General features: G+C 40.9%; 25 protein-coding genes. 17 read left to right on the top strand and 8 right to left on the bottom strand.

Annotation, left to right across the window (positions count from 1 at the left end):
- Positions 1 to 89: 89 nt before the first annotated feature.
- Positions 90 to 1,001, bottom strand: a complete 912-nt coding sequence (locus AC25Y6_RS10485; RefSeq protein WP_488142988.1) for a COX15/CtaA family protein — start codon at positions 999 to 1,001, stop codon at positions 90 to 92.
- Positions 1,002 to 1,326: 325 nt separating this feature from the next.
- Between AC25Y6_RS10485 and cyoE the strand changes: the two genes are divergently transcribed.
- The 6 genes from cyoE to ctaG all read left to right on the top strand — a co-directional run bounded on the left by cyoE (position 1,327) and on the right by ctaG (position 7,366).
- A complete protein-coding gene (cyoE, locus tag AC25Y6_RS10480) occupies positions 1,327 to 2,244 on the top strand; it encodes a heme o synthase (protein WP_482103875.1) in 918 nt (305 codons plus the stop codon).
- Between the two features lie 99 nt (positions 2,245 to 2,343).
- Entirely contained in the window at positions 2,344 to 3,417 is a 1,074-nt protein-coding gene (gene coxB / locus AC25Y6_RS10475; protein WP_488142987.1) for a cytochrome c oxidase subunit II, read from the top strand.
- Positions 3,418 to 3,451: 34 nt separating this feature from the next.
- Positions 3,452 to 5,326 (top strand): cytochrome c oxidase subunit I, encoded by a 1,875-nt coding sequence (gene ctaD, locus AC25Y6_RS10470; protein ID WP_488142986.1) that lies wholly within the window; start codon positions 3,452 to 3,454, stop codon positions 5,324 to 5,326.
- Complete coding sequence (locus tag AC25Y6_RS10465; protein WP_482100325.1) at positions 5,326 to 5,952, top strand: cytochrome c oxidase subunit 3; 627 nt, start codon at positions 5,326 to 5,328, stop codon at positions 5,950 to 5,952. The genes ctaD and AC25Y6_RS10465 overlap by 1 nt, the downstream gene beginning before the upstream one ends.
- Before the next feature lies 1 nt (position 5,953).
- Positions 5,954 to 6,301: a cytochrome C oxidase subunit IV family protein gene (locus tag AC25Y6_RS10460; protein WP_488142985.1), complete on the top strand. Its 348-nt coding sequence runs from the start codon at positions 5,954 to 5,956 to the stop codon at positions 6,299 to 6,301.
- A 141-nt stretch (positions 6,302 to 6,442) separates the two neighbouring features.
- Positions 6,443 to 7,366: a cytochrome c oxidase assembly factor CtaG gene (gene ctaG, locus AC25Y6_RS10455; protein WP_488139452.1), complete on the top strand. Its 924-nt coding sequence runs from the start codon at positions 6,443 to 6,445 to the stop codon at positions 7,364 to 7,366.
- Positions 7,367 to 8,113: 747 nt separating this feature from the next.
- Here the strand turns inward: ctaG and ytvI are convergent.
- Both ytvI and AC25Y6_RS10445 read right to left on the bottom strand, forming a co-directional pair.
- A complete protein-coding gene (ytvI, locus tag AC25Y6_RS10450) occupies positions 8,114 to 9,172 on the bottom strand; it encodes a sporulation integral membrane protein YtvI (protein WP_488142984.1) in 1,059 nt (352 codons plus the stop codon).
- A gap of 133 nt (positions 9,173 to 9,305) precedes the next feature.
- Positions 9,306 to 9,671, bottom strand: coding sequence for a YugN family protein (locus AC25Y6_RS10445; RefSeq protein WP_482100329.1), 366 nt, complete (start codon positions 9,669 to 9,671; stop codon positions 9,306 to 9,308).
- Positions 9,672 to 9,902: 231 nt separating this feature from the next.
- Between AC25Y6_RS10445 and AC25Y6_RS10440 the strand changes: the two genes are divergently transcribed.
- The gene (locus tag AC25Y6_RS10440; protein WP_488142983.1) at positions 9,903 to 10,973 is read left to right on the top strand and encodes a CAP domain-containing protein; all 1,071 of its coding nucleotides are present in this window, start codon (positions 9,903 to 9,905) and stop codon (positions 10,971 to 10,973) included.
- A 13-nt stretch (positions 10,974 to 10,986) separates the two neighbouring features.
- On the opposite strand, the gene AC25Y6_RS10435 is transcribed toward AC25Y6_RS10440, so the two are convergent.
- On the bottom strand, positions 10,987 to 11,718 hold the full coding sequence (locus tag AC25Y6_RS10435; protein WP_488142982.1) for an amino acid kinase family protein: 732 nt from the start codon (positions 11,716 to 11,718) through the stop codon (positions 10,987 to 10,989).
- Positions 11,719 to 11,828: 110 nt separating this feature from the next.
- On the opposite strand from AC25Y6_RS10435, the gene AC25Y6_RS10430 reads away from it, so the two are divergent.
- On the top strand, positions 11,829 to 13,268 hold the full coding sequence (locus AC25Y6_RS10430) for a UDP-N-acetylmuramoyl-L-alanyl-D-glutamate--2,6-diaminopimelate ligase (protein WP_488142981.1): 1,440 nt from the start codon (positions 11,829 to 11,831) through the stop codon (positions 13,266 to 13,268).
- A gap of 57 nt (positions 13,269 to 13,325) precedes the next feature.
- On the top strand, positions 13,326 to 13,766 hold the full coding sequence (locus AC25Y6_RS10425; protein ID WP_488142980.1) for a YlbF/YmcA family competence regulator: 441 nt from the start codon (positions 13,326 to 13,328) through the stop codon (positions 13,764 to 13,766).
- 78 nt (positions 13,767 to 13,844) lie between these two features.
- Here AC25Y6_RS10425 and AC25Y6_RS10420 read toward each other — a convergent pair whose 3' ends face one another.
- Complete coding sequence (locus AC25Y6_RS10420; protein ID WP_482100334.1) at positions 13,845 to 14,759, bottom strand: glycerophosphodiester phosphodiesterase family protein; 915 nt, start codon at positions 14,757 to 14,759, stop codon at positions 13,845 to 13,847.
- A 359-nt stretch (positions 14,760 to 15,118) separates the two neighbouring features.
- Between AC25Y6_RS10420 and AC25Y6_RS10415 the strand changes: the two genes are divergently transcribed.
- The gene (locus AC25Y6_RS10415; protein ID WP_482100335.1) at positions 15,119 to 15,391 is read left to right on the top strand and encodes a YlbG family protein; all 273 of its coding nucleotides are present in this window, start codon (positions 15,119 to 15,121) and stop codon (positions 15,389 to 15,391) included.
- A gap of 2 nt (positions 15,392 to 15,393) precedes the next feature.
- On the opposite strand, the gene AC25Y6_RS10410 is transcribed toward AC25Y6_RS10415, so the two are convergent.
- A complete protein-coding gene (locus AC25Y6_RS10410; RefSeq protein WP_488139445.1) occupies positions 15,394 to 15,789 on the bottom strand; it encodes a DUF7147 family protein in 396 nt (131 codons plus the stop codon).
- A 95-nt stretch (positions 15,790 to 15,884) separates the two neighbouring features.
- Between AC25Y6_RS10410 and AC25Y6_RS10405 the strand changes: the two genes are divergently transcribed.
- From AC25Y6_RS10405 to coaD, 3 genes are read left to right on the top strand one after another with little or no spacing between them, the layout of a single operon-like run.
- Positions 15,885 to 17,324, top strand: a complete 1,440-nt coding sequence (locus AC25Y6_RS10405) for a hypothetical protein (protein ID WP_488142979.1) — start codon at positions 15,885 to 15,887, stop codon at positions 17,322 to 17,324.
- The gene (rsmD, locus tag AC25Y6_RS10400) at positions 17,321 to 17,878 is read left to right on the top strand and encodes a 16S rRNA (guanine(966)-N(2))-methyltransferase RsmD (protein WP_482103887.1); all 558 of its coding nucleotides are present in this window, start codon (positions 17,321 to 17,323) and stop codon (positions 17,876 to 17,878) included. Before AC25Y6_RS10405 ends, rsmD begins: the two co-directional genes overlap by 4 nt.
- The gene (gene coaD / locus AC25Y6_RS10395; RefSeq protein ID WP_482100339.1) at positions 17,878 to 18,381 is read left to right on the top strand and encodes a pantetheine-phosphate adenylyltransferase; all 504 of its coding nucleotides are present in this window, start codon (positions 17,878 to 17,880) and stop codon (positions 18,379 to 18,381) included. The genes rsmD and coaD overlap by 1 nt, the downstream gene beginning before the upstream one ends.
- A gap of 54 nt (positions 18,382 to 18,435) precedes the next feature.
- Here the strand turns inward: coaD and AC25Y6_RS10390 are convergent, their stop codons facing one another.
- Positions 18,436 to 19,314 (bottom strand): hypothetical protein, encoded by an 879-nt coding sequence (locus AC25Y6_RS10390; protein ID WP_482100340.1) that lies wholly within the window; start codon positions 19,312 to 19,314, stop codon positions 18,436 to 18,438.
- A 120-nt stretch (positions 19,315 to 19,434) separates the two neighbouring features.
- Between AC25Y6_RS10390 and AC25Y6_RS10385 the strand changes: the two genes are divergently transcribed.
- On the top strand, positions 19,435 to 20,517 hold the full coding sequence (locus AC25Y6_RS10385; RefSeq protein ID WP_488142978.1) for a SepM family pheromone-processing serine protease: 1,083 nt from the start codon (positions 19,435 to 19,437) through the stop codon (positions 20,515 to 20,517).
- Between the two features lie 4 nt (positions 20,518 to 20,521).
- Here AC25Y6_RS10385 and AC25Y6_RS10380 read toward each other — a convergent pair whose 3' ends face one another.
- Positions 20,522 to 21,751, bottom strand: a complete 1,230-nt coding sequence (locus AC25Y6_RS10380; protein ID WP_488142977.1) for a nucleotidyltransferase — start codon at positions 21,749 to 21,751, stop codon at positions 20,522 to 20,524.
- A 117-nt stretch (positions 21,752 to 21,868) separates the two neighbouring features.
- On the opposite strand from AC25Y6_RS10380, the gene AC25Y6_RS10375 reads away from it, so the two are divergent.
- From AC25Y6_RS10375 to AC25Y6_RS10365, 3 genes are all read left to right on the top strand, one after another.
- Positions 21,869 to 22,402 carry a YceD family protein gene (locus AC25Y6_RS10375; RefSeq protein WP_482100343.1) on the top strand — a complete coding sequence of 178 codons (534 nt, stop codon included), beginning with the start codon at positions 21,869 to 21,871 and terminating at the stop codon, positions 22,400 to 22,402.
- Between the two features lie 23 nt (positions 22,403 to 22,425).
- Complete coding sequence (gene rpmF, locus AC25Y6_RS10370; RefSeq protein ID WP_067211505.1) at positions 22,426 to 22,599, top strand: 50S ribosomal protein L32; 174 nt, start codon at positions 22,426 to 22,428, stop codon at positions 22,597 to 22,599.
- Between the two features lie 294 nt (positions 22,600 to 22,893).
- A complete protein-coding gene (locus AC25Y6_RS10365) occupies positions 22,894 to 23,652 on the top strand; it encodes an enoyl-CoA hydratase/isomerase family protein (protein WP_488142976.1) in 759 nt (252 codons plus the stop codon).
- The last annotated feature ends 93 nt before the right edge of the window (positions 23,653 to 23,745 follow it).

The following is a 23,745-nucleotide window of genomic DNA, read 5'->3' as shown; positions in this document are numbered from 1 at the left end:
ATGGGATAATTCCATGTGCTGTTGTTATTTTCTCTACTATTTTGGGTAAATATATAAAAGGACCGTCCCAAGGGACAGCCCATTTACATTTACTTTGTAAGTTTACTTCTCGATACAAGGAGAATCATATAAGTTAATAATCCAAACAGTAATGTGATAAATAATGAATGAAGCAAAGCAACATAAAGATTCAACTTGGTTAAAACAACCGTCATGCCCGTAGTCGCCTGAATTGCTACAAGGGTAAATGCGATAATCCATCCCCAGTAGATGACACGCTGATTTTTGTAATGACGAATTGCATGTATCATGATGACCAATAGCCAGACGAAAATGAGTGCCGCTGCAGCACGGTGACCCATCTGAACCCACTCATACATATTACGAGGAAGTGCGAAAGAGTCGTTTTGGCATAATGGCCAGTCAATACAGGCCAGTCCCGATTCAGTATGACGCACAAGTGCTCCAGTATAAACGACGATGTAAGAGTAAATTGTAACGCCAATCGTGTTCCATTTTAACCATTTTCCAATCTGAATTTTATCGGCATCAAATTTACTGTCTACTTCAAATATAAGTAGTGTTAATAGAAGAACTGCTGCAAAAGATAGAAGTGAAATCCCAAAGTGGAGGGCGAGTATGAAGTCTCCCTGGCCCCATAATACTTGAGCCGCACCGATCAATGCCTGTAGTATAAGAAAGAACACTGCCATAACTGCTAAAAACTTTGTTTCTCTGATATGCCCAATTGCTTTCCATGACCAGGCAGCTAAAATGACAATTAGGATGCCAACGGAGCCTGTGACGAGTCGATGCGAAAATTCAATCAGTACTTCTGCGGTAATCTCATCAGGAATTAATTGGCCGTTACATCCAGGCCAATGTCTACCGCAACCCATTCCACTATCAGTCTTTGAAACAAGAGCTCCGCCGAGTAAGATTAAGAGCATGCCTACTGTTGAGGCGACTGCAAACCATTTCAAATACCTATTATATTTCAAGAAAAGACACCTACTTTTTAAATGATAACTAGCTGCAAAAAAGTTCCCTGCGTTTTTGATGATAACGAAAAATTGTTAAAAAGACAACGATGAACAGCTGTAAATGGCTGAGTAACTGCCTATTTCACAAATTGTTCATAAATAAGACGCTTTAACTTCACAAAAGGTATATAGAAATGATTTACTATAGAGAGAGTTCATTAATGAATGTGTCGGTTTTACTATGGATTCGGGTGAAATTTTGTATATGTATAGAATTACAACTCGATTTTCGATATAGTAAAGTATAGCGGCTGATACATACAACCATGAAAGGAGGGGTAACTTGTCAAACGGTCATACCATTTCTGCACCTGCCGAATCAAAAGCAGTGACTGCGTCTCTTTATAAAGACTTCCTTGCGCTTATTAAAATCGGCATCGTCAACTCGAATATGATTACTACTTTTACCGGACTATTTCTTGCGTTTCAATTCACCGGTAAAAACTTTCTACATAATATAGATTTGCTAATCTATGCTCTTGTCGGTTCTGGATTGATTATTGCCGGATCTGCGGCACTTAATAATTTAATTGATCGCGATATTGACCCTGTTATGACGAGAACGAAGTCCAGACCAACAGTTACCGGACGCTTTAAGGCACCGGCTGTATTGGCACTTGCACTGATTTTCATCGTTGTAGGTGAAGTTCTTTTGTTTTCCGCTTCTGTAGCAGCTGGTCTTTGGGGACTTGCAGGTATCTTCAGTTATGTTGTACTCTATTCGATGTGGTCGAAACGCAGGTATGTTAGTAATACAGTTGTTGGAAGTGTTTCAGGAGCCATACCGCCGTTAATCGGATGGGCTGCGGTCGAGCCAGCACTGGGAGCAGGTGCTTGGGCATTATTCCTAATCATGTTCGTATGGCAACCGCCTCATTTTTATGCACTGGCGATGCGAAGAACAGAGGAATACCGCGCAGCGAATATTCCAATGCTGCCTGTTGTAAAAGGTTTTGCTAGAACTAAGAAATCGATGCTTGCATGGGTACTGTTTTTATTTCCAATCCCATTTCTACTTAGCGGACTTGGAATAGGCTTCTTAGTTCTTGCTACCGCGTTGAATATCGGATGGCTTTATTTAGCGCTTAAGGGCTTTAAAGCCAAAGATGATCTTAAATGGGCTACAGGAATGTTTATCTATTCATTGAATTACATGACAATCCTATTTGTTTCAATGATCATTTTCTCGATATTCATCTAGTGTTCCGGAATTCTTTCTTTAGACAGGAATTCACATAAAGAGGTCAATCGTCCTCAAGTATTAAGAAATCATTTTTAGAAAGAGAGGTATCATTAAGCGATGATGAAAGGACTCAAAAAGTGGCGTCTTTTTTCTCTATTAGCAGCTCTAACCATATTCCTTGCGGGTTGTGGCCAACAAGAGCTATCCACACTTCTTCCGGCAGGACAAGTCGGAAAAGATCAATTCAAATTGTTGATATTATCATCATCAATTATGTTGTTCGTTATTGTCGTAGTAATGGCTATTTACTTAGTTGCAATTGTTCGCTTCAGACGTTCAAAATTAGGTGAAGACCATGTACCTAAGGACATTGAAGGAAGCCATACATTGGAACTTGTGTGGACGGTCATACCGGTTCTTCTAGTAATCCTTCTAGCTGTACCTACTGTTTATTACACATATAAATTCAGTGATGTTACAGCGATGGAAACAGTAGATGAGGATGGAAATGCTGAAAACCTTGTCGTCGATGTTACGGCGAAACTATACTGGTGGGAGTTTGAATACCCAAGCCTCGGAATCGTTACAGCACAGGAACTTGTTGTACCAACTGGAAAAAAAGTATATTTCAACTTGATAGCAGCGGATGTTAAGCACTCCTTCTGGATTCCGGCAATTGGAGGTAAGCTCGACACGAACGTTGAAAACGTCAATAAGTTTTACTTAACGTTTGACGAAGAGTCGAAAGATCTTAAAGACGGTGTATTTTACGGTAAATGTGCGGAACTTTGCGGACCATCACATGCATTAATGGATTTCAAAGTGAAAACGTTACCGTCAGCCGAGTTTGACAAATGGGTTACAGCGATGCAAGCAACTGGCGAAGAAACGACAGATGTCGCTGCAGCAACAACTCAAGGTGAAGAACTGTTCCAACAAAGCTGTATTATGTGCCACGCAACTTCCGCGGTTGGTGAAAGTGGAGCGCAAGGCCCCAACTTAGCATCATTCGGCGACCGTAATCGAGTTGCAGGATTTATGGATCACACAGAAGAAAGCTTAGTTGAATGGATTTCTGACACTCAAAAATACAAGCCTGGAAACTTGATGCCGTCATTCGGTGAACAGCTTTCCGACGATGAATTAAATGCAATTTCAGAGTACCTTATGGGTCTTTCGGTAGAAAAGTAATTATTAACGTGAAATTGAAGAGGAGGTAAACAAATTGAGTTCAGTTGCTCAAAAAAGAGGTTTTGGCGCAACGCTGTGGGATTGGCTGACAACAGTCGACCATAAGAAGATTGGTATCCTTTATCTCCTTGGTGGAGGATTCTTCTTCGTAGTCGGCGGTATAGAAGCGATGATCATCCGTTTGCAACTTCTAACGCCAAACAACGATCTCGTCAGCGCTGGGATATTTAATCAGCTTATTACGATGCACGGAACGACGATGATTTTCCTTGCGGCCATGCCGATATTAATTGGATTCATGAACGCCGTCATGCCGCTCCAAATCGGGGCACGAGATGTCGCATTCCCATTCCTAAATTCATTAGGTTTTTGGTTGTTCATGTTCGGTGGTATATTCTTAAACGTTTCATGGTTCGTTGGTCAAGTTCCCGATGCAGGTTGGACTTCTTATGCGTCTCTCGCAATGGTATCAGAAGGACATGGTGTCGATTTTTATGCAATAGGTCTTCAAATTGCAGGTCTGGGTACGTTAATTGGGGGAATTAACTTCCTCGTCACAATTATTAACATGCGTGCTCCGGGAATGACATACATGCGTATGCCACTTTTCACATGGACTACGTTTGTTGCATCAGCAATGATCTTGTTCGCATTCCCACCACTTACGGTAGGACTTTTCCTTCTTACGTTTGATCGAATGTTTGGAGGGAATTTCTTTGATCATACGATGGGTGGAAATACAATTATTTGGGAGCATATATTCTGGATTTTTGGTCACCCTGAAGTATATATACTAATTTTACCGGCTTTCGGTATTTTCTCAGAGATTTTCTCAATCTTCTCACGCAAACGTCTCTTTGGTTATTCCGCGATGGTATTCGCTACCGTCCTTATCGGATTCCTTGGATTCATGGTTTGGGCTCACCATATGTTTACGGTTGGTCTTGGACCGACGGCGAACGCTATCTTCTCTGTAGCGACAATGGCAATTGCCATACCTACCGGAGTCAAGATATTTAACTGGCTACTCACCATGTGGGGAGGAAGTATAAAAATAACAACACCGATGCTTTATGCATTAGGTTTCATCCCAACGTTTGTTATGGGTGGAGTTACAGGTGTTATGTTAGGTACTGCACCGCTTGATTACCAATTGCATGACACATACTTTGTTGTTGCTCACTTCCACTACGTAATCGTTGGAGGTACTGTTTTTGCTATACTTGCTGGTACACATCTATACTGGCCTAAAATGTTCGGTACAATGTTGAATGAAATGCTAGGTAAAGTAACTTTTGTTTTCTTCTTTATCGGTTTCCATTTGACATTCTTGATTCAACACTGGTTAGGTTTCTGGGGAATGCCTCGTCGTGTATTTACATACATGGACGGACAAGGATGGAACTTATCTAACTATATTAGTACCGTGGGAGCGGTATTTATGGCAATCGGGATTATAGTCTTAGTCATAAATATAGTTATCACTTCGGTTAAAAAAGTACGTGTTGCAAATGATCCATGGGGTGACGGACGAACACTAGAATGGGCGATTGAATCACCACCACCATTCTATAACTTCGCACAGACACCACTTGTACGTGGTCTTGACACTGTGCATATTGAAAAATTGGAAGGTAATTTGACGGGTATTACACCGTCTGAACCTGTTCAGGACATTCATATGCCAAACGGTTCATTCATTCCATTTTTGATGTCTTTAGGTTTGTTCATTGCAGGATTTGGTGCGATGTACCGCACTGAAGAGTCATGGGGCTTATCGGTTTTAATCTTTGGTCTGCTCTTCACTTTCGTATCAATGGCAATACGTTCATTAAAAGACGATATGGGTTACTATGTTAAGAAAGAAGACATCTTAAAAGATTTAAAACGTAAAGGGGGCAAACAATAATGGATTTGAATAAAAAATTCACCCCTGAGACGTGGCCAGATCATCCAGAAAGAGCAACGCTTGAAGCGAAAAATAAATTTGTCGGCTTTTGGCTTTTCCTTGGCGGAGAAACGATTTTGTTTGCAACGCTCTTTGCAACTTATCTTGCTTTAAAGAACAAAGGTCCAAGTGGTTTTGAGTTTTCATCTCAAGGACTTTTTGAATTACCGCTTGTCTTTGTTATGACGTTGCTTCTTTTAACATCATCATTGACGAGTGTTTACGCAATGTATCATTTGAGAAATTATGATTTTAAGAAAATGCAACTATGGCTCGTCATTACAGCATTCCTTGGCCTTGGATTCTTAGGGCTTGAGGTGTATGAGTTTGTACATTACATTAAATTAGGTTTCACATTTGATAACAGTGCTTTCAGTTCGGCATTTTATGCACTTGTTGGTACGCACGGTCTCCACGTAGCGTTCGGACTTGTATGGATAACGCTGCTTGTCTATCGTAATTCTAAGCGCGGACTGAACTTGTATAACGCGACGAAATTCTATACATTCTCGTTGTACTGGCATTTCATTGACGTAGTTTGGGTATTCATCTTCACTGTAGTCTACTTGATGGGAGTGATAGGTTAATATGTCTGACATCCAAGTTTATAAAAAGTCACCAGCTGAATTTAACTTAGACCAGAGACGTGCACGTAAGTCCATGCGTAATCAGGTCATGATGTTTTCACTTATGATTTTCATGACTATCATGTCTTTTTCAATGGTTATGGCATACCAATCTGATGTCGTTGGATTTTCAAAGTTCTTGATTATTCCATCGATTCTGTTATTTGCTGTAGTACAAGTCGGTTTACAGTTGTATTACTTCATGCATATGAGCGAAAAAGGACATGAAGTTCCTCAAATGTTTATTTATTCGGGAGTATTACTTTCATTCGCTGTTGTTTTAACTTTTGTAACAATCGTTTGGTGGTAATTAATAGATGTAAAAGCCTGTGGAAGATACTACTCTCCACAGGCTTTTACTATTTTAAAAAAACTGTCATAGTTCGTACATTGAGTTACGGTGCCATTCGCTTTATAATGGAGAAAGAAACTATTGAAGGAGCGATCTCAAATGCCTTTAAGCATATTTGGATTCCAGGCATTATGGAGTCCATGGTTCTTACTATTTATCATACTCGGTATGGCTTTGTATCTAGTAATGTCGACGAAAATGCGCCATCGATTTAAAGACTCGCATCCGGTTAAAAAAAGTCAGGTATTTTTATTCATGACTGGTATGATTCTGCTTTACGTCTTAAAAGGTTCACCAGTGGATTTAATGGGTCATATCCTATTTTCAATGCACATGGTACAAATGGCAGTTTTGTTACTAATCGTTGCTCCATTAATCATTATGGGTATTCCAAATTGGATGTGGAAAAAGGTTTTTGATGTCAAGATTATTGACAAGGTTTTCCGATTCTTCACTAAACCGATTCTAAGCGTACTGTTCTTTAGCGGTATGTTTTCATTCTATCATTTACCCCTTATCCTAGATAATGTGAAAATGAGCCTTATCCTTCACTCCATATTTACGATAACGCTGTTTATTGCAGCTATATTTCTCTGGTGGCCAGTCATTAATACATTGGAAGGTCAACCAAAGCTTCATGGTTTGAAAAAGATTGGTTATATCATATTAAGTGCAATATTAATCACTCCAGCATGTTCTCTAATCATTTTCGTAGATGTACCTGTTTATGAAACCTACCAATCCGGAGAAGCTTGGTTAAAAGCGATGGCGCTATGTGTACCTGCAGGTACGCTAGCGGGGTTATCTGGGTTAGGTATTTCAGGTCCTGAGCTATTTACGAATATGCCATCATTGGTTGATCAACAACTTGGCGGTATTATCATGAAAGTAATTCAAGAAATTGTTTATGTCGGTGTCCTTGGTAGCATTTTCATTAAATGGAATAGAGAAGAACGGGAAAATGCGGACGAAATCACTGCGCAAGCACTTCGCGAACGTCAACGATTGACGATGCATGGGTAATTAACTTAATTGAGTTTTGTTTCGTAAAAAGGCTTACATTTACCTTAGCTTTTTACAAAGGCGACCACCAATTTATGTGCGTATCTATAAGCAACAAAAAATAGCGAGCCTATTCTCGATTTTATTGAGAATAGGCTCGCTTTGTAAAATGTAGGAACTATTTTAGGGCACAATGGGAGAGTTGGGGTTCGGAGTGTGGATTGTAGATCGCTTGGCGCTTTGGGGATGCCTCTGGCCGTAAGCCAGGATTAGCGCTTCGCATCCAGTCTCACGGCTTCGGAGACCCCTTTGCCGCGCCTTCGCTGGGGTGTTCATTATTGAAAGTGATTTTGAGATATATGGACTGAGATTATAATGTGATTACTATTTGATACTGATTTAATTTAAGAATGGCGCACTATAGGTTGCAGATTTAATCCCAGATAGTGAAATGTGCTTTCTTAAAGAGACCATCCAGCGAAGGCGCGACTTCGTGGTAGCCGGAGCGATAAGACTGAAAGTGAACTTCTTTCCGGCTTATCGCGGGAGGCATCCACAAAGCGTCGAAGCGGTATTAGCAGAATCTCTGTTTCATTCCATCTATGTTTACTGTTGTTAAATGCATTCACTCGATTTATCGCATTATACTATAGGTTGCAATCAAATCCCAGGTAACGAAATGCGCTATCTAAAATAGACCATCCAGCGCAGAAGTGGTATTAGCAGGATTTCTGACACGTACCATATATAGTTTTTTTCTTCACTCTTTTAAATTCTGAAATTCATTTTGATGAACCCGGCTTCACGTGCTGTTGTAAACAATATGACTACTAATGGACCGATAAAAAATCCGAGGAAGCCGAACAACTTCAATCCGATGAACATCGCAATTAGTGTGGGGAGCGGTGCTAACCCAATTTGTGAACCCATCACCTTTGGTTCCACAATTCGCCTTATTATTAGTAGGATAACTGCTAAAATAGTCAATTGTGTCGCTGTTGCTACATCTCCACTAATGAACAGATACATCGACCAGGGTGCAAGTATAAGGATTGAACCAAGAATTGGAATGATATCAATAAACCAAATGACAAGTGACATGACAATTGCATACTTAGGAATAATCAGGAGTAGACCGACAAATGTAACCGCCAGAATGATTAAGCTGACTAATAGCTGCGCTTTCAAAAATCCAAATATAGCTGAGTTAAGACGTGTAATCATAAACCGCACTTTTTCTGCCGTTGACGTTGTTAGGTGCCTAAACAACATTTTTCTCAATTCGGGAAGTTCAAGCATAAATAGGAATAAAGCTATGATGAAGACTGAAAAACTGACAAGGAAGTTTGGAATTTCAGCCATAAGTGACATAATCCTCTCGTAGTTCAGAAAATCGAGTATCGATTTACGGATCGAGTCGAATATATTCTTAAATTCTTTCTGAACAGATATAACGACTTCATCAGGCATTCCTGAGGTATATTGTAATAGCTTACTTTGAACGTCAATCCATACACCCGACAACGAATTGAAATAGTCAGGTGCTGCTTTCGTGAAATCAATAATTTTACCAAACAATTGAGTAACCGTGTAGTAGAGCAAAATAGTAATAATTGCGAGGGTAAACATAAAGACAGTTATGACTGATACTTTACGATTCCACTTGAACTTCTTTTCAGTCATTTTGACGATAGGTTCAATTATCAATGCTATCAGTAGTGCGAAGATGATTGGCAACGAAACGGGTAGGATAATAATGGAAGTCAAGGTGATGAGGATAAGACTTAGTATTATGATGAAATTACGTTTTGTTAGCCATTTTGACAACGGTCATTCCTCCAAAGTATTCGCTACTTCAATTATAACCAAGAATTAGGTGATTGAGTAGTGAAAAAGTTTTGAATAATAGAGGACGAAAAAAGACCGAAGAACTTTAAGTTCTTCGGCCTCTGCAATAAAATCATTTTTTTACATTGAAAGGTTCAAGTTCAGCACTTACTGCTTTTAATGTTGCGATACAGTCCTTAATAAGACTTGCAGGGAAATGCTCTCCTTCGCCGTACTCAACGCCGTGCGGATAATAATGTTTACCCACAACTGGTTTTTTTAGAATCATAGTTGCTTCGCGTGTATCTACATCACCATCAGTTGTGTAACTGAATACGCGCAAATAGTATGTACCTTCTTTAAGCGTATACTTCTTATCAAATGTCGCTCGTTCGTAGTCCCATTGTCCTGCACGGACAAGATCGTGTTTTAACATAATTTCGTCAAGTATTGATAAGTCGGTTACAATATTTTCAATGCCTGTATCCTCAATATACATAGTTTATATCCTCCTCATATATCGTCCAGCCAATTCCCTATACCTATTTATAATAGAACAAATCACTGACAGTTGCAATGACAACATTGTGTCAAGAAGTGAATGACTTAGAATTAGACGTACCTCGCTTTTTTTATCGCTCTGATGAAGTATAATGAATAGAGCAACTCATTTATGGAATCAGCTAGAAATGAAATGACTAAACTACCGATTAGGAAAGAAGGGCGAAAAATGAAAGTTCTTTGGAAAATAATACTTCTACTCATCATCGTCCTATTGGTATTTTATATTTTAGATGATGGAGTGAAAGAGAATGAACCGCTTGAATCACCAGTGAAACACGGAACGGCCATACCAATCCCCGGAAAAGGTGAAGGGGTTTCAATGAATCAGGCAGCAAGACCTGAATCTGGCATATCTCAGTATGTCGGTAAAGGTGTAGATAGGCTAATCGAAAAGATTGGTGAACCGGACAGGATTGAACCATCCGATTATGGGTACGATTGGTGGATTTATGACCAAGGTGTGCAATTAATGGTCGGAGTAATAGGTGAAAAAGTGAACCAGATATACTCAGCTGATTCATCTTCTGATGTTGAACCTTTTGAACACGGTCAAGACGTAAAAGACATTTACAGGTTTACGATAGTTGAATCAGAAGTAAGTGTGCACACGGGTGAAAGTGTTTATACGTTTACATTGAATGGTGAGGATATAAAAAATAGGTTACTCATTGCTTATGAAGGTGTCTATGCACAACTCTACTTTGACGGGATTGACGGTGAACTGGAGGCTGTGCGCTTTATAGATCCACATACACTTGTCCTCCATCAACCTTATGATATGACCTATATGGGTGAAATTGTAAGTGCGGATCATCCTTCATCCACAATGCAGATAGAAGTGGACCGTGCTATGGAACGACAACTTTATGAATTAACAAACCTTTATAGAAAAAATCATGGTATAAGTGAAGTGGAAAGCGACTATGAACTGACACAAGTTGCTAGAAAGCATAGCGAGGATATGGCGCTAGAAAATTACTTTTCCCATGAATCCCCAGTGACTGGAAATCTTGCGGATAGGTTGAAAGAAGCGGAAATTGAGCATCGTAAAGCACGTGAAAATATAGCATTTAACTATGTGGATGCGATTGAGGCGGTGCATGGTTGGCTCAATTCGCCTGCCCACCGAAGTGTATTGCTTGAAAAAGATGTAACAAATCTTGGAACAGGTGCATATGGAAAATATTACACACAAGTTTTGGTTCGTATGACTGATGAAGAAAAAAGGCAGCAGTAAATTTTATTGCTGCCTAAGGCAAAACCCATGTACCTGATTCTGTACCTGCGATACCTCTTATATATAGGGGTATCGCTTTTTTCATTGCATGGAGCGCCGCACGTTTTTGTATAATTGGTCTTTCACAATCCAGCAGGGGAATGAATTCCTCCAACTTTAGCAAGTCTAGTTTAATAGGATTTTTCGCCTCGCGTGGATCGTCGGTCATGACACCGGGGACATCTTTAAAGAATTCTACATGAGATGCTTGGAGTGCAGCAGCAAGGGCAATGGCAGACAAATCGCTTCCGCCTCTTCCAAGTGTCATCGTCTGCCCATTCTCAGCAACTCCTTGAAAACCTGGAATGATTACACAACGGGTCATTTTTAGATTTTGTCGAATCGACGTAGTATCAATCGTACTAATCATTCCATCGCCATAGACACCCGTTGTCATTATGCCTGCCCGTGTACCATGAAGAACTGTGTTTTCTACACCAGCCTGCTCTAGCTCGGCAGACAACACCGCTGCCGCTATGAGCTCGCCACAAGATGCGACAAGGTCGCTAGCGGCTGTCGTGGGTAAAAAGGCATCCGTTAGTTGAAGTAGGCTGTCCGTTGAGTAAGGATCACCATAACGACCGATTGCAGAAACGACAATAACAATGTCGCCAAATTCATGCAATCCAGCTTTTATATGGTTAATGCAATTCAATCTCATTTTCTTGTCTTTCATTGCTATCCCGCCAAATTTTTGAACGATCATAAGGCTCCCAACTTTCTTCGTGACGTTCATTGAGTTCTCTTCATACGATAAAGTATGTTCGCTCTCAATATATTCGTTTTCATAGAAAAATGTTCGGGAAGGGGAGACTGGTGCTGTTATTAACGGAGCTTCTTAAAGACTGGCCTTGTACAGTCAGCGGCGGCGAACTTAGGACTGTGGTCACGGGAATTACTGAAAACTCTTTACAAGTAAAAAAAGGCTACATCTTTGTTGCGAGGCAGGGTGTTTATTATGATGGAGCGTCATACATTGAAAAAGCGATTAGACAAGGCGCGACGGCTATTGTTATAGATCGAACGAATTTGACTGAAATTCCAGCCGGGACAGTTAGTATCGTTGTCCCCGATTGTAAAACTTTTATGTCGCATGCCAGTGCACGACTAGCTGGTAGTCCCGCGGAACGTATGAAGGTAATAGCTGTGACGGGAACCAATGGGAAGACTACAGTCACGCATTTCATCGGTCAATTATTGAAAGGTCTAGGGGAAAAAGCGGCTGTCATAGGAACAACAGGCATTTTTGTCGATGGTGTTTACAGTGAGTATGAAGGTCCAAAAATGACAACGTTACCAGCGGAATATCTTCATCCTTTGTTAAAAAAATGTGAAATAGAAGGTGTCACTCATATTGTTCTTGAGGCATCTTCATTAGGGTTATCCACAAATCGCTTAGACCATTGTGAAATCGATATTGGCTTATTGTTAAACGTGGGAACTGATCATTATGAGGAGCATGGTGGAAAGTCATCCTACATCAATGCAAAGAAGCGCTTAATCGGAATGGCAGAAACGATGATTGTCAATCAGGATGATGAACAATGTATGGAAATGACTAAGAATAGTACGACTCCGATTATTTACTTTGGAACAACTACTTCAGCAGATGTCCGAGTACCGGAACTGAAAATGAACCCTGCCGTTCCAGGTCACTATAATCGCATGAATGCATTAGCCGCTATCAGTGCGCTACTTGTCTTAGGTTACACTTTAGATGAGATTGTACCGCACTGTAACGCGCTTCAACTCCCAGAAGGTAGATTGCAACTAGTAGAGCGTGATGGTGTAAAGGTCTATATTGACTATGCGCATACACCTGATGCACTGGAATCAGTATTAAAGACATTATCCAATTCATGTTATGGAAAATTAATAACTGTTTTTGGTTGTGGAGGACAACGGGATAAAGGGAAACGAGCTTTGATGGGAGAACTCGCTGTTTTGTATTCATCCAGTGTTATTGTTACTTCTGATAATCCCCGAAATGAAGATCCACTGACGATTATAAGGGACATTATGGAGGGGTTTGGAGGAGATTGTTCTGCGATCGAAGCGGTACTGGATCGTAAATATGCGATTCGGAAAGCGATTTTTTGTGCGGCTCCGGGAGATGTCGTTCTAATTGCTGGGAAAGGTCATGAGAAAACACAGCACACTGCTGAAGGTATGATTCCATTTTCCGATTTTGATGAGGCAAGGCGAGCTCTTTCTGAAAAAACATTTCTGGATATTAAAGAAATGGAAATTGAATAGGTGCATGCATGCCTTTTCATCTGGTATGATAAGCAGTGAGTGGAGGGGATTATTCATATGATGACAGACGAATGGATCACCATCATTGAACATGCCGAAGAACTGACTGAAATGCTTCTCGCTTCAGAAGTGGTGGCAAGTTACCGAAAAGCTTACGATGATGTTTATTCGGATGCCGACCTAGTGAAGACGATTGAAGAGTTCACGATCATGAAGGAACGATATGAGGAAGTCCAACGATTCGGGAGATATCATCCGGATTATAATATAGTAATGAAAAGTATCCGTGTTCAAAAAAGAGCACTCGATATGAATGACCGGGTAGCGGAACTCCGTTTGACCGAAAATGATGTGCAATATGTACTTGACGAAATCGGTTCCATCATTGCAAAATCGGTGTCAGATGAAGTAAAAGTTCCGGCCGGTAGCGCATTCTTTTCAGATTCTTCATGTGGTGGAAGCTGTGGAACCGGTGGAGGCTGCTCGTGTTCAGCATAAGAGAATACAGGATTTCAAGCTTTACAACAAAAGAGAGGTTGCCTGAATGTCATTGACATTCAAGCAACCTCTCTTTTGTTAGGATGAACTTACATTATCTTGCACAATTTCCATTGCAATAGTAGGGGTATCTGTTATGAAACCCGCCGCTCCTGCATGAAGGAGTTTGATAATTGAATCTTTATCAGAAACGCCTTCAAAATAAACGGGTACGTTAATGTCTGTTAGAAAGTTGATAAAACTTTCAGTTCCAAGGGGAAATACGCCGAGCTTTTCAGGAATCCGAAAAAAATCTGCACGTGGACTGTAAAGATGACCAAATTTACTTGTGAAAGCAGCATATGCTTTTTTCACTTCAATCTCACCTGCACCAGTAGCTACCCTGTTTTGAGCATACAAGTTAAACCTGTCCGTCTGTTCATCATAAGGACTTGTCACAGCTACACAGTCTTTTGCGTCTAGTTCTTCGAGAAGTCTCCAAAGTTTCGATGGCATAAGGCTGCCTTCGTACATGTCTGGCGAATCTTTAAGATTGATGGCAATCAACATATGCGGAAACTGTTGGATTAATTCTCGCAAAGTTAGGATTACCTCACCCTTACCACGATAGGGATGTTGCCCAGCATCGTCCTCAAATCGATAGCCCGCATCTGCTAATTTCAATTCGCTTAGTGTATAATCAGCAACTCTTCCAGAAAAGTCCGTAGTTCTATCTGTAAATTCGTCATGGAAGACAATAATCTCTTCGTCTTTTGTTAGCCGAATATCTACTGCAAATCCATGTACACCGAGTGCGGCTGAATTAGAAAATGCAGTTAATGTATTTTCAGGGGCTTCGGAAAGTCCTCCCCGATGAGCTAAAATAACGGGTTTATCAAAAGCGAGCGCTTTCTTACCTTCACGAGGTACTGGTTTTGCGACAACTTTAGAAGCGGCCCAAGCAGCAACTCCTGCTGCACCTACTGTAAGAGCCACATTTGTTTTTCTACCCATTCATGAACCTCCTAATTAAATAAACTGTTTATGTTTTATAGACTCAAAGCGCCATTTTGCGCCAAATGCTTATACTAATTGTAATTCAAAAAATTTACGCTGTCAGCAATATTTGATGTCTAGCTACAGGCGCCAGCCCCTCGGTTCATAAGTCGGATCGGCTATGCGGCAAAGAGCGCCGCTCCGCCGATCCGCCTTATGCCTGTCGGAGGCCTACAGGATGTAGGTCATGCAGTCATTGCCGCAGGACGCGGCGTACTTTGACTGCCTTCAGCTTTTCAGGCGCCTTTCGCTTTTCTTTTGTTGCAGCCCATTTCTCTACTATGGTATTGTATGGGTTAGGAAAAGAGGGGAAATCTATGATTGATCGTCAAGGAATCATTGTTTATCTTCATCATTTAAAACAAGCAAAATCATTTCGGAAATATGGTCACGTCCATTATATATCACGAACGATGAAGTATGTCGTTCTGTATTGCAATATGGAGGATGTCGACACGGTTATGGGTAAAATAGAACGTCTACCATCCGTGAAAAAAGTTCTTCCGTCCTACCGACCGTTTGTGAAAACGGAATTTGAAAATACTAAACCTGATAGGGCGAAAGAATACGATTATAAAACCGGTTTATAAAATTATCGTAACGGAGGAAGCAACTTGTTGATGCGAAGAATTCCAGTCGCATATTGAAAGAATAACTCAGGTTCTGCAAATTCTGAAGAGTTTTTCAACTCGATATAGACAGGTATGCTACCAGCCTTTTCCGCTGTTTCTTCAAAGAGTACTCTTCTTTTTGACTTGTCGTTATCCTTTTGTATAATTCCTTCTCTACAAATATAAACGGGCATGAACTGACTATCATTTGCGGGCTCGAAGGCTGCTGCAAGAGAAAGCGCATGGCCTAAAGGCGTTTCTGAGGATAAGATGAACGTCTTATGCAGACGGCCTCTATTTGTATTGATCAACTCGCATAATTCATACACATCTCCATAACCCTGACCAAGCTCTATGAATCGCTGATTAAGTATCATAATCACCACTACCTTTCCAAATACGTAAATCTAGACTTATCATACCATTATGGATGCACGGGCGCATTCATCAATTCATTCTGCGGGGTGTAGATTTGAAAATTATTGCAAGAATTATACTCGTTCTGCTAAGTGTGAATGGTCTTCTCGTTTATATGCATTATTATCTATCGGCAGGTGCGAATTCAGAAGAAACGAAGGCTTCAACTTATTCACAAGAGATTGAAGTAATCAATCGTTCGGATGTACTCGTAGTTCGTCATAACTTTAGTGGTTTATCAAATAAACGGCATGAAATTATTTGGCCAGAAGAAAGTGTTAATCGTACATGTTATCTATCAGACGCAATGTCATGTAATCGGTTAGACGAAAACACCACAGCCTTTCTTGAAGGGGAAAATGACAGACAGTCCATTTCCTATGAAATACCCAAAAAAGGCCAAATGAAAAAGAATGCCTTGTTCAAAGAACCATTTACTGCGCTCTACGGCTCTTCGGTATCGTTCACATTATTTCATATGACCGATGAAACTGGGATTGGTGGATTATGGGTGAATGGTCTCGAGCGCGTAGGCACAAAAGAAATGACGTCTATTGATTATGCATTATACCGAGGATCTGGCGGGGTTACGGATTTATATTGGCAGAAAAATAGATTGCCTCTTCTCTACGCGGGGGATAGGTTGTCTGTTTTTGGAAAAGGCGTTGATGTTAAGAGGCTTGGTGATGTGGATTTAGCTCTTAAATCGATTGATGCAGACCACTCGACGGTTGTAATTGACAACACTAACCCAACTGTTCACTCCACAAGGTTCGTTATTTCAGAAAATACAGATGCGGAAAAAGTATCAGACCGCTTTCTGACGGCAGCGATGTATAATCGATTTATCATTCCGGATAAAGAACGTCTGACAGCTGAATTGGCGGCTTCAATTCTTTCGGGAAAGGCCGCGGGTTCGATTACATCACGTAAACTGTATCAGACCCTAAGTGAATCGATGAGCGCCGTAGAACTCGAAACATTTAAAGGACTTCTAAAGGACAGGGTGGGACAAGAAATCGATGCAACCGTTTTGGATAGGCTTGCTGGTAAGGCAACAGGATTTAAGATATCTTATTTCAATAAGAATATTGAAGAAAGTGTATCGAGTTATCCGTTCTTAGTAGAAGATTCGCGTAAGATCTATTTTGAAGGTAGCGCTTTTTCAGACATTCAAATCATTTTGAAGGACGAAAAAACCCTCTATCCCGCTAAAAAGATATTAAGTCTCGCAGGTTATAAAGTTACTTCGAATGATAGATCCATTTATATTGAAAATGAAATTAGAAAATTCAGGTTTCCGAAGAATGATCTTTTTTACGTTTATAATGAACATAAATATGATTTCGTAACGATGCCTTTTGAAGTGCGGGAAGACGATTTTTATTTCGAGGAAAATTGGTTTAAACGATTGTTCCTTCTCAGTATCGAGAAAACGGCAGACACAATCGATATCACCAGAATTTCGACACTGCTAGAGGAGGAAGACAATTGAGAATTATTGCAGGGACTAGAAAAGGTATTCCCTTGAAGTCCATTCAAGGGACAAATACACGTCCGACATCGGATAAAGTGAAAGAATCCGTATTCAACATGATTGGTCCTTACTTTGATGGTGGGATTTCCGTTGAATTGTTTGGAGGCAGCGGATCCCTTTCTTTGGAGGCATTGTCGAGGGGAATAGATAAGGCATACATATTCGAAAAAAATACTAATGCATGTGCGATGATCAAGGCCAATACGGAGAAATGCCGGTTCACGGAAGAATTACTTATTCAACGTACAGACGCAAAAAATGCGGTTAAACTTTTGCTGACAAAAGAAGAGAAAGTGAAACTTCTTTTTATTGATCCTCCATACGCAGAAACGAAGTTTTATAATCTCGCTCAGGAATTTTCAGAAGCAGGTCTCCTAACTGAAAATGCTGTCATAGTATGTGAACATGATAAAAAGTTCGGATTACCAGAATCGTTTGGTACGTTTCACAAAGTTAAGAGTTCAGTTTATGGAAATAGCGCTGTATCAATTTACGAGATGGAGGTTCAGTAATGTCTAGAATTGCGGTTGTTCCAGGGAGTTTTGATCCACTGACAAATGGGCATCTTGATATTATCAAGAGAGCGGCCAGGGTTTTTGGAGATGTGAGAGTTGCAGTGATGAATAATTCATCGAAGAATTCACTTTTTACCGTTGATGAACGGGTGGCACTTATAGAGGAAGTGACAGCAGTTTTCCCGAATGTAAGAGTAGACTCTTCATCAGGATTACTTGTAGACTATGCAAAAAGTATAGGTGCATCTGCTATTATACGTGGATTAAGGGCTGTTTCCGATTTTGAGTACGAAATGCAAATTACTTCAATGAACAGATACCTTGATGAAAGCATTGAAACGTTTTTCATCATGACAAACAATCAGTATTCATTCCTCAGTTCGAGTATGGTTAAAGAGGCAGCAAAATACGGCGGTTCCATTACAGGACTTGTGCCAATTCAAGTTGAAAAAGCATTGAAAACAAAGTACGAAGCATTGAAAATAAAGTACGAAGCATAATTAAGTAATCAATGGTTATGATGAAATTATTATTTCATCATAACCATTTTGTGTTTAATACAAGAAATAGAAAATAACGGGAACTAGAATAACACTCCAGATTCGCCCAATAACGTATGGGGTCATTGAAAGAGAGCTTGACTTCGCGATTACAAAAACTTGCATGTGGATACTCAAACCATTCATGGAAATAATTGCTGCAATGAGAAATGGGAAAATGGGAAAACCATAAAAATGATCTGTTGCAGCTTGGACGCCTGATGTCATTTCAAAAATGGCCAATGCAAAGGTTTTTGCAATTCCCATCTCCACAGTAAATGCGGAAGTGAAAACGGTCGATAAAACAGTCCCAAGTGAGGAAAAGAAAATTACCGTAGTTGCGACGAGAACAATGATTGTAGAGCTTTCTTTAATAGCGTCAAGGAGGGGCATTCCTATAACTTTTTTTGGTAAATCTGTAGGTGGGATACCTGAATCGTCGCCTTGTATCCGAAAAATGAGTGCTAGTAGAAAAAATGAGACATTTGCGATGTGAATGGCTATTAGCAATTTCCAACCGGAACTGATGTCACCAAAAAGTTCAGTTCCAACGAAACCAATGATAAACATCGGTCCAGGTGCATGACATATAGCTAAGAGTAAAGCGCTTTGCTTTTTCGATAGTTCGCCGTTCTTCATCATTTCAGTTACCGTTACGGCACCGACTGGGAAACCTCCGAAAGACCCCAGCACATATGCTTTCAAAAACCGTCTCCACTTTGGTACCTTTTTTGAATGGCTAGGCATTTTTAAAAGCCATTGTGTCAAAATAATGTAGGGTAGTAAATACGGAAGTAGCGCATGGATAAATAACTGTGCACCGGCTACTGCCCCAGCGTGCGCTGTTCCCGGTTGCCAGATAAACAGTATGATTAATCCCCAAACAACAGTCAAATTTATAACTTGATAAAGGCGTACATGCTTTTCATCGATTATGTACTACGCTCCTTTTTGCTCTATTTATGAACAAAGGTTTTGCAAGTCTTTTTTTGGTGCTACACTTATATATATGTAATGGAAGTACAGGCTATTAACGGAGGTGTACGTAAATTGAAGAAGAAACGGTTCGGTTTAATCGGGGTAATGCTGGTAATTATAGCTATTTTGTTCATATATCCACTTGATTCTTATATTTCATCTCCGGGTGGTGCATATGACTTGGATCCACTTGTTGAGGTTGTAGGTGGAGATAAAGATGATGAAGGTACGTTTAGTCTTATGACGATTTCAGTGGCAAAAGCGACACCTGCTTCGTACGTCTTATCAAAATTTACGGATAACAGAAAGCTTCTTCCGGCGGAGAATGTTAGAAGAGAAGGCGAAAATGACAAGGAATATAACATTCGACAGAAGAAACTGATGACAGGTTCTCAATTCAATGCCATTACGGTTGCTTTTGATAAAGCTGAACTTCCTGTTGACATCCAATTTGATGGTGTTTTCGTTATGTCGGTTCTCGAAAAAGGAGCGGCAGATGGCATTTTGGAATTAGGAGATAAAATCCGTGAGGTTGATGGTGTGAAACTGAAGGAGTCGGGAGAGTTCTTTACGTTAATTGGTGAAAAGAAATTAGGCGATGAAGTAGCGATTTCATTGGAAAGGGACAAAAAGATGCTAGATGTCACATTGACGTTAAAAGAAATTCCGGATAGTGACGGACGTGCAGGACTTGGTGTTCGTTTTGAAGAAGATCGGACACTTACAACCAATCCGGAAATCGATTTCAAAACGTCTAATATCGGAGGACCTTCAGCAGGACTGATGTTCACACTTGAAATCATGAATCAGTTGCTCGATGAAGATATGACGAAGGGTTATAATATCGCCGGAACGGGAGAGATGCTAGAAGATGGAACCGTGGGCAGAATTGGAGGAGCTGACTTTAAAGTCATTGCAGCATCCCGTGAAGATGTAGAAATATTCTTTGCGCCAGACGATGATTTGCCAGACGAAGTTAGAGAGGTAAATCCAGGGATAATGACAAATTATGAGGAAGCCGTAAAAATGGCAGAAAAAATCGGTACGAAAATGAAAATCGTACCGGTGAAAGATGTGGATGATGCACTTGAGTATTTAGCAACATTAGATGAAAAATGAACGATCACTTAATGATGATTGGGTGCGTCTTATAATCCATACCCATTTTAGAATGGAGCGTTCCTTTTCCAATTCCGAGCGCATACATATCGGATGCGTGACTATCGAAATCCAGAGAAGGATGTGAAAAGGCGGCTGCTTTGCTAACAAGAGGAAGCTTCAGCCTTTTTTTATGTTCATTCAAGTAAAGTCTCCCTGCAGAAGTCATACCAAGTAAGCGGAGATAGGCAGGCGCTTTCATTTCACTGCGTAAATTATACGTGAAGCCAGTAAATATATGCGTTAACATACGTTGTAAGCGAGTCCAGGTATAGCGTTTAGATTTAATTGCACTCATAAAGCCTTCAAACGTGCCGTTAATAGCTGCAGCGCGGTACAACAGGTTCTCAATACCTTCTGTAACGTCCGCAATCTCCGCAAGACGTTTCGGTCCCTCACGTAAAATTGTGAATCGGAGCAGAGGATAGAATGACTGCCAGTTGCCGAAGAGTTGTCTCTCCTTTTTCCAACTGAGGAGGACTTCATGTGTTGAATCAGGAATAAAATCTACAACTGCATCAAGCGAATCAATTTCGAAAAAAGACTTTCTGATACCTGTTGCACTTGCAATTTGGTTTCCGACTACGGCGTCGTCATGATACTGAGCAACAATGCGTGGAATTGTTATTGCTGTCATGTTGGAACCTATAGCAGCTGCCGCTTCCATGTAATGAAAACCTAAAATATTATTTGGCTTTGAAAGGTCAGCAAGACTCCCGTCAAATGCGGAGGAATCAGCAACTGTTTGATATGCTTCATTAAGTGCTTTTGGATAACTGTTTCCACGTCCGACTGCTTCTTTAATAGTTTTTTCATAGTCCTCATTGGATTGTTGAATGAGGTGAAGACTTCTTTCAAAAGATTCAATTGCACCATCTTCACTGCCGAAGCAGAATGTACTGCACTGCGCGGCGTCCAGCAACTGTATGGCGCCGCGAGCGAAAGAAGGAGCATGAGAGGTTGCAAATGTATAAGGAAGCTCTAAAACGATGTCTACACCGTTATTCAACGCCATGTTTGCACGCGCCCATTTATCGACAAAAGCCGGTTCACCACGCTGAAGAAAATTACCGCTCATGACCGCGATGACAATATCCGAATCAGTCATTTTTTTTGCCTGCTCTGCGTGGTAAAGATGTCCATTATGAAACGGGTTATATTCGACAATAATTCCTGAGGCTTTCAAAAGTATCACTCCTTTGCTACAATGAATATTAATTATACCTATGCGGCTGATGAAGTGACAAGAAAATATCTTGACATCCCTTTTCGCCCATTATATAATCAACATTGTTGTCTTGAGGTGATAGACATGAAATGGTCAATCAATCAATTGCAGAGATACAGACAAGGTGCGATGCCGCTTGACGAAGCTGTCGACCTTGAAACCGTGAAAAAACGGAATCCGGAAATCCGGAATATTACGCCTGTCCGAGTGACCGGAAGTTGTACAATCGGTTCCAAGAAATTGGTTTGCCGATTCCGGCTTGAAGGTACGATGACATTGCCCTGTTCACGAACATGGGAAGACGTTGAATTACCGTTCTCAATCGAGGCTGACGAACAGTTCAGCTGGGATGAAGAAGTTCTTGCAGCAGATGATGAAATTCATCCAATTGTAGGAGAGGTATTCGATCCGACCCCTGTATTTGAGGAGCTCGTCCTCCTTGAAGTGCCGCTGCAAATCTTCAGCGAAAAAGCTGCTGAGATGCAAGAGGCTGAAGGAAAAGGCTGGTCATTTACGACTGACGAGGTGTACAATGCCAGGCTCCGTGAGGAACTGGAAACGAAAGTGGATCCTAGACTTGCCGATTTGGCAAAGTTCTTTGAATCCAAGGACGAATAGGTGAACGTAAGGAGGTGCCCCAGATGGCTGTACCAAAAAGAAGAACATCCAAAACAGTTAAAAACAAGCGCCGTACGCATTATAAATTGCAAGTACCGGGAATGACTACTTGTACTAACTGTGGCGAAATCAAATTGGCCCACCGCATTTGTAAATCATGCGGTCATTACAAAGGAAAAGAAGTTGTAGGCGAATAAGTAAGATTTGCCTATAAAGGCTACCGTGAGACCATGGCTCTCGGTAGCCTTTTTTCTATACATAGAAATGCGAAAGGCGTCGTTTAGCCCCGAAAAGCGCTGGAAGGCTTGTGATAAAGGCGCACTTTGCCGCACAGCCGATGTGACTGATGACCCGAGCGGTTGGCGCCTGTAGCTAGACAACATAGAAATGCGTAAGACGCCGTCCAGGCCCGACAAGTATAAGATGAGTCTGGAAACTGTAGCTAGACAGTGTTAATATCAGAAGAAACAATTAACAATGGGGGAATGAATATGTCTTATAACATTTCAATCGAAAAGGGAATTGCGACATTTACAATCGACCGTCCGGAAAGGCGTAACGCCATTAACTATGCGGTCATGGAAGGTCTTGAACAATATCTTGATCAAATCGAGGGAGACCCGGATGTTGCATATGCAGTCATAACAGGGGCGGGTGACCGAGCATTCTGTTCGGGGGGAGACTTAACTGAGTTTCATGCTTTGCAAACGACAGATGAGGCTTACCCGATGTTAAGTAAAATGGCAGGCTTATTGTATAGGGTCGCTACACTGCCAATACCTGTCATTGCCCTCGTCAATGGAACGGCTGTAGGTGGCGGGTGTGAAATCGCGACAGCATGTGATTACAGAGTTGTTTCATCCTCAGTAAAAGCTGGTTTCATCCAAGGAACTCTGGCGATTACGACTGGTTGGGGTGGTGCGACATTATTGTTTGAGAAAGACGGTAAGCATGACCGTGTGTTGCGTCTGTTGTCTGAGGCTGAAGTGTTTACGGCTGACCAACTCCTTGAAGTGGGTTGGGCGACAGAAATTTATGGAGGTTCCGCTGAAGAAGGACTTGAACATTTCCTCATGAAGATGTCCACTGTTCATCCGTCTGTTCATCGAGCTTATAAGTCTATTGCCATACGAAAGTGGACAGCTGATTTTATGCGAGATCGAATGATTGAAGAGTCACGTCAATGTTCAATTCTCTGGGGGAGAGAAACGCATCACGAAGCAGTTGCTCATTTTTTAGCGAAAAAATAGAATGTTACATTTACCGCTCTACATGAATTATGCATGTGGGGCATTTTTTTGTGCGCCCGGCATGGGCTATAACTTGGTGGTGAAAGTCCACTA

This window comes from Sporosarcina sp. Y1004, assembly GCF_057669665.1.
Note: the sequence above shows the minus strand (reverse complement) of the source record. Positions and strands in the feature narration are given on the sequence as shown.

Excerpts from the sequence above, each read along its gene's own strand:
- AC25Y6_RS10425 (WP_488142980.1), top strand. The coding sequence starts at position 13,326 with ATGATGACAGACGAATGGATCACCATCATTGAACATGCCGAAGAACTG.
- ctaG (WP_488139452.1), top strand. The coding sequence starts at position 6,443 with ATGCCTTTAAGCATATTTGGATTCCAGGCATTATGGAGTCCATGGTTC.
- AC25Y6_RS10460 (WP_488142985.1), top strand. The coding sequence starts at position 5,954 with ATGTCTGACATCCAAGTTTATAAAAAGTCACCAGCTGAATTTAACTTA.
- AC25Y6_RS10440 (WP_488142983.1), top strand. The coding sequence starts at position 9,903 with ATGAAAGTTCTTTGGAAAATAATACTTCTACTCATCATCGTCCTATTG.
- coaD (WP_482100339.1), top strand. The coding sequence starts at position 17,878 with ATGTCTAGAATTGCGGTTGTTCCAGGGAGTTTTGATCCACTGACAAAT.
- AC25Y6_RS10435 (WP_488142982.1), bottom strand. The coding sequence starts at position 11,718 with ATGATCGTTCAAAAATTTGGCGGGATAGCAATGAAAGACAAGAAAATG.
- AC25Y6_RS10365 (WP_488142976.1), top strand. The coding sequence starts at position 22,894 with ATGTCTTATAACATTTCAATCGAAAAGGGAATTGCGACATTTACAATC.
- AC25Y6_RS10445 (WP_482100329.1), bottom strand. The coding sequence starts at position 9,671 with ATGTATATTGAGGATACAGGCATTGAAAATATTGTAACCGACTTATCA.
- AC25Y6_RS10465 (WP_482100325.1), top strand. The coding sequence starts at position 5,326 with ATGGATTTGAATAAAAAATTCACCCCTGAGACGTGGCCAGATCATCCA.
- AC25Y6_RS10420 (WP_482100334.1), bottom strand. The coding sequence starts at position 14,759 with ATGGGTAGAAAAACAAATGTGGCTCTTACAGTAGGTGCAGCAGGAGTT.
- AC25Y6_RS10385 (WP_488142978.1), top strand. The coding sequence starts at position 19,435 with ATGGAAGTACAGGCTATTAACGGAGGTGTACGTAAATTGAAGAAGAAA.
- AC25Y6_RS10410 (WP_488139445.1), bottom strand. The coding sequence starts at position 15,789 with ATGATACTTAATCAGCGATTCATAGAGCTTGGTCAGGGTTATGGAGAT.
- rpmF (WP_067211505.1), top strand. The coding sequence starts at position 22,426 with ATGGCTGTACCAAAAAGAAGAACATCCAAAACAGTTAAAAACAAGCGC.
- AC25Y6_RS10415 (WP_482100335.1), top strand. The coding sequence starts at position 15,119 with ATGATTGATCGTCAAGGAATCATTGTTTATCTTCATCATTTAAAACAA.
- coxB (WP_488142987.1), top strand. The coding sequence starts at position 2,344 with ATGATGAAAGGACTCAAAAAGTGGCGTCTTTTTTCTCTATTAGCAGCT.
- AC25Y6_RS10375 (WP_482100343.1), top strand. The coding sequence starts at position 21,869 with ATGAAATGGTCAATCAATCAATTGCAGAGATACAGACAAGGTGCGATG.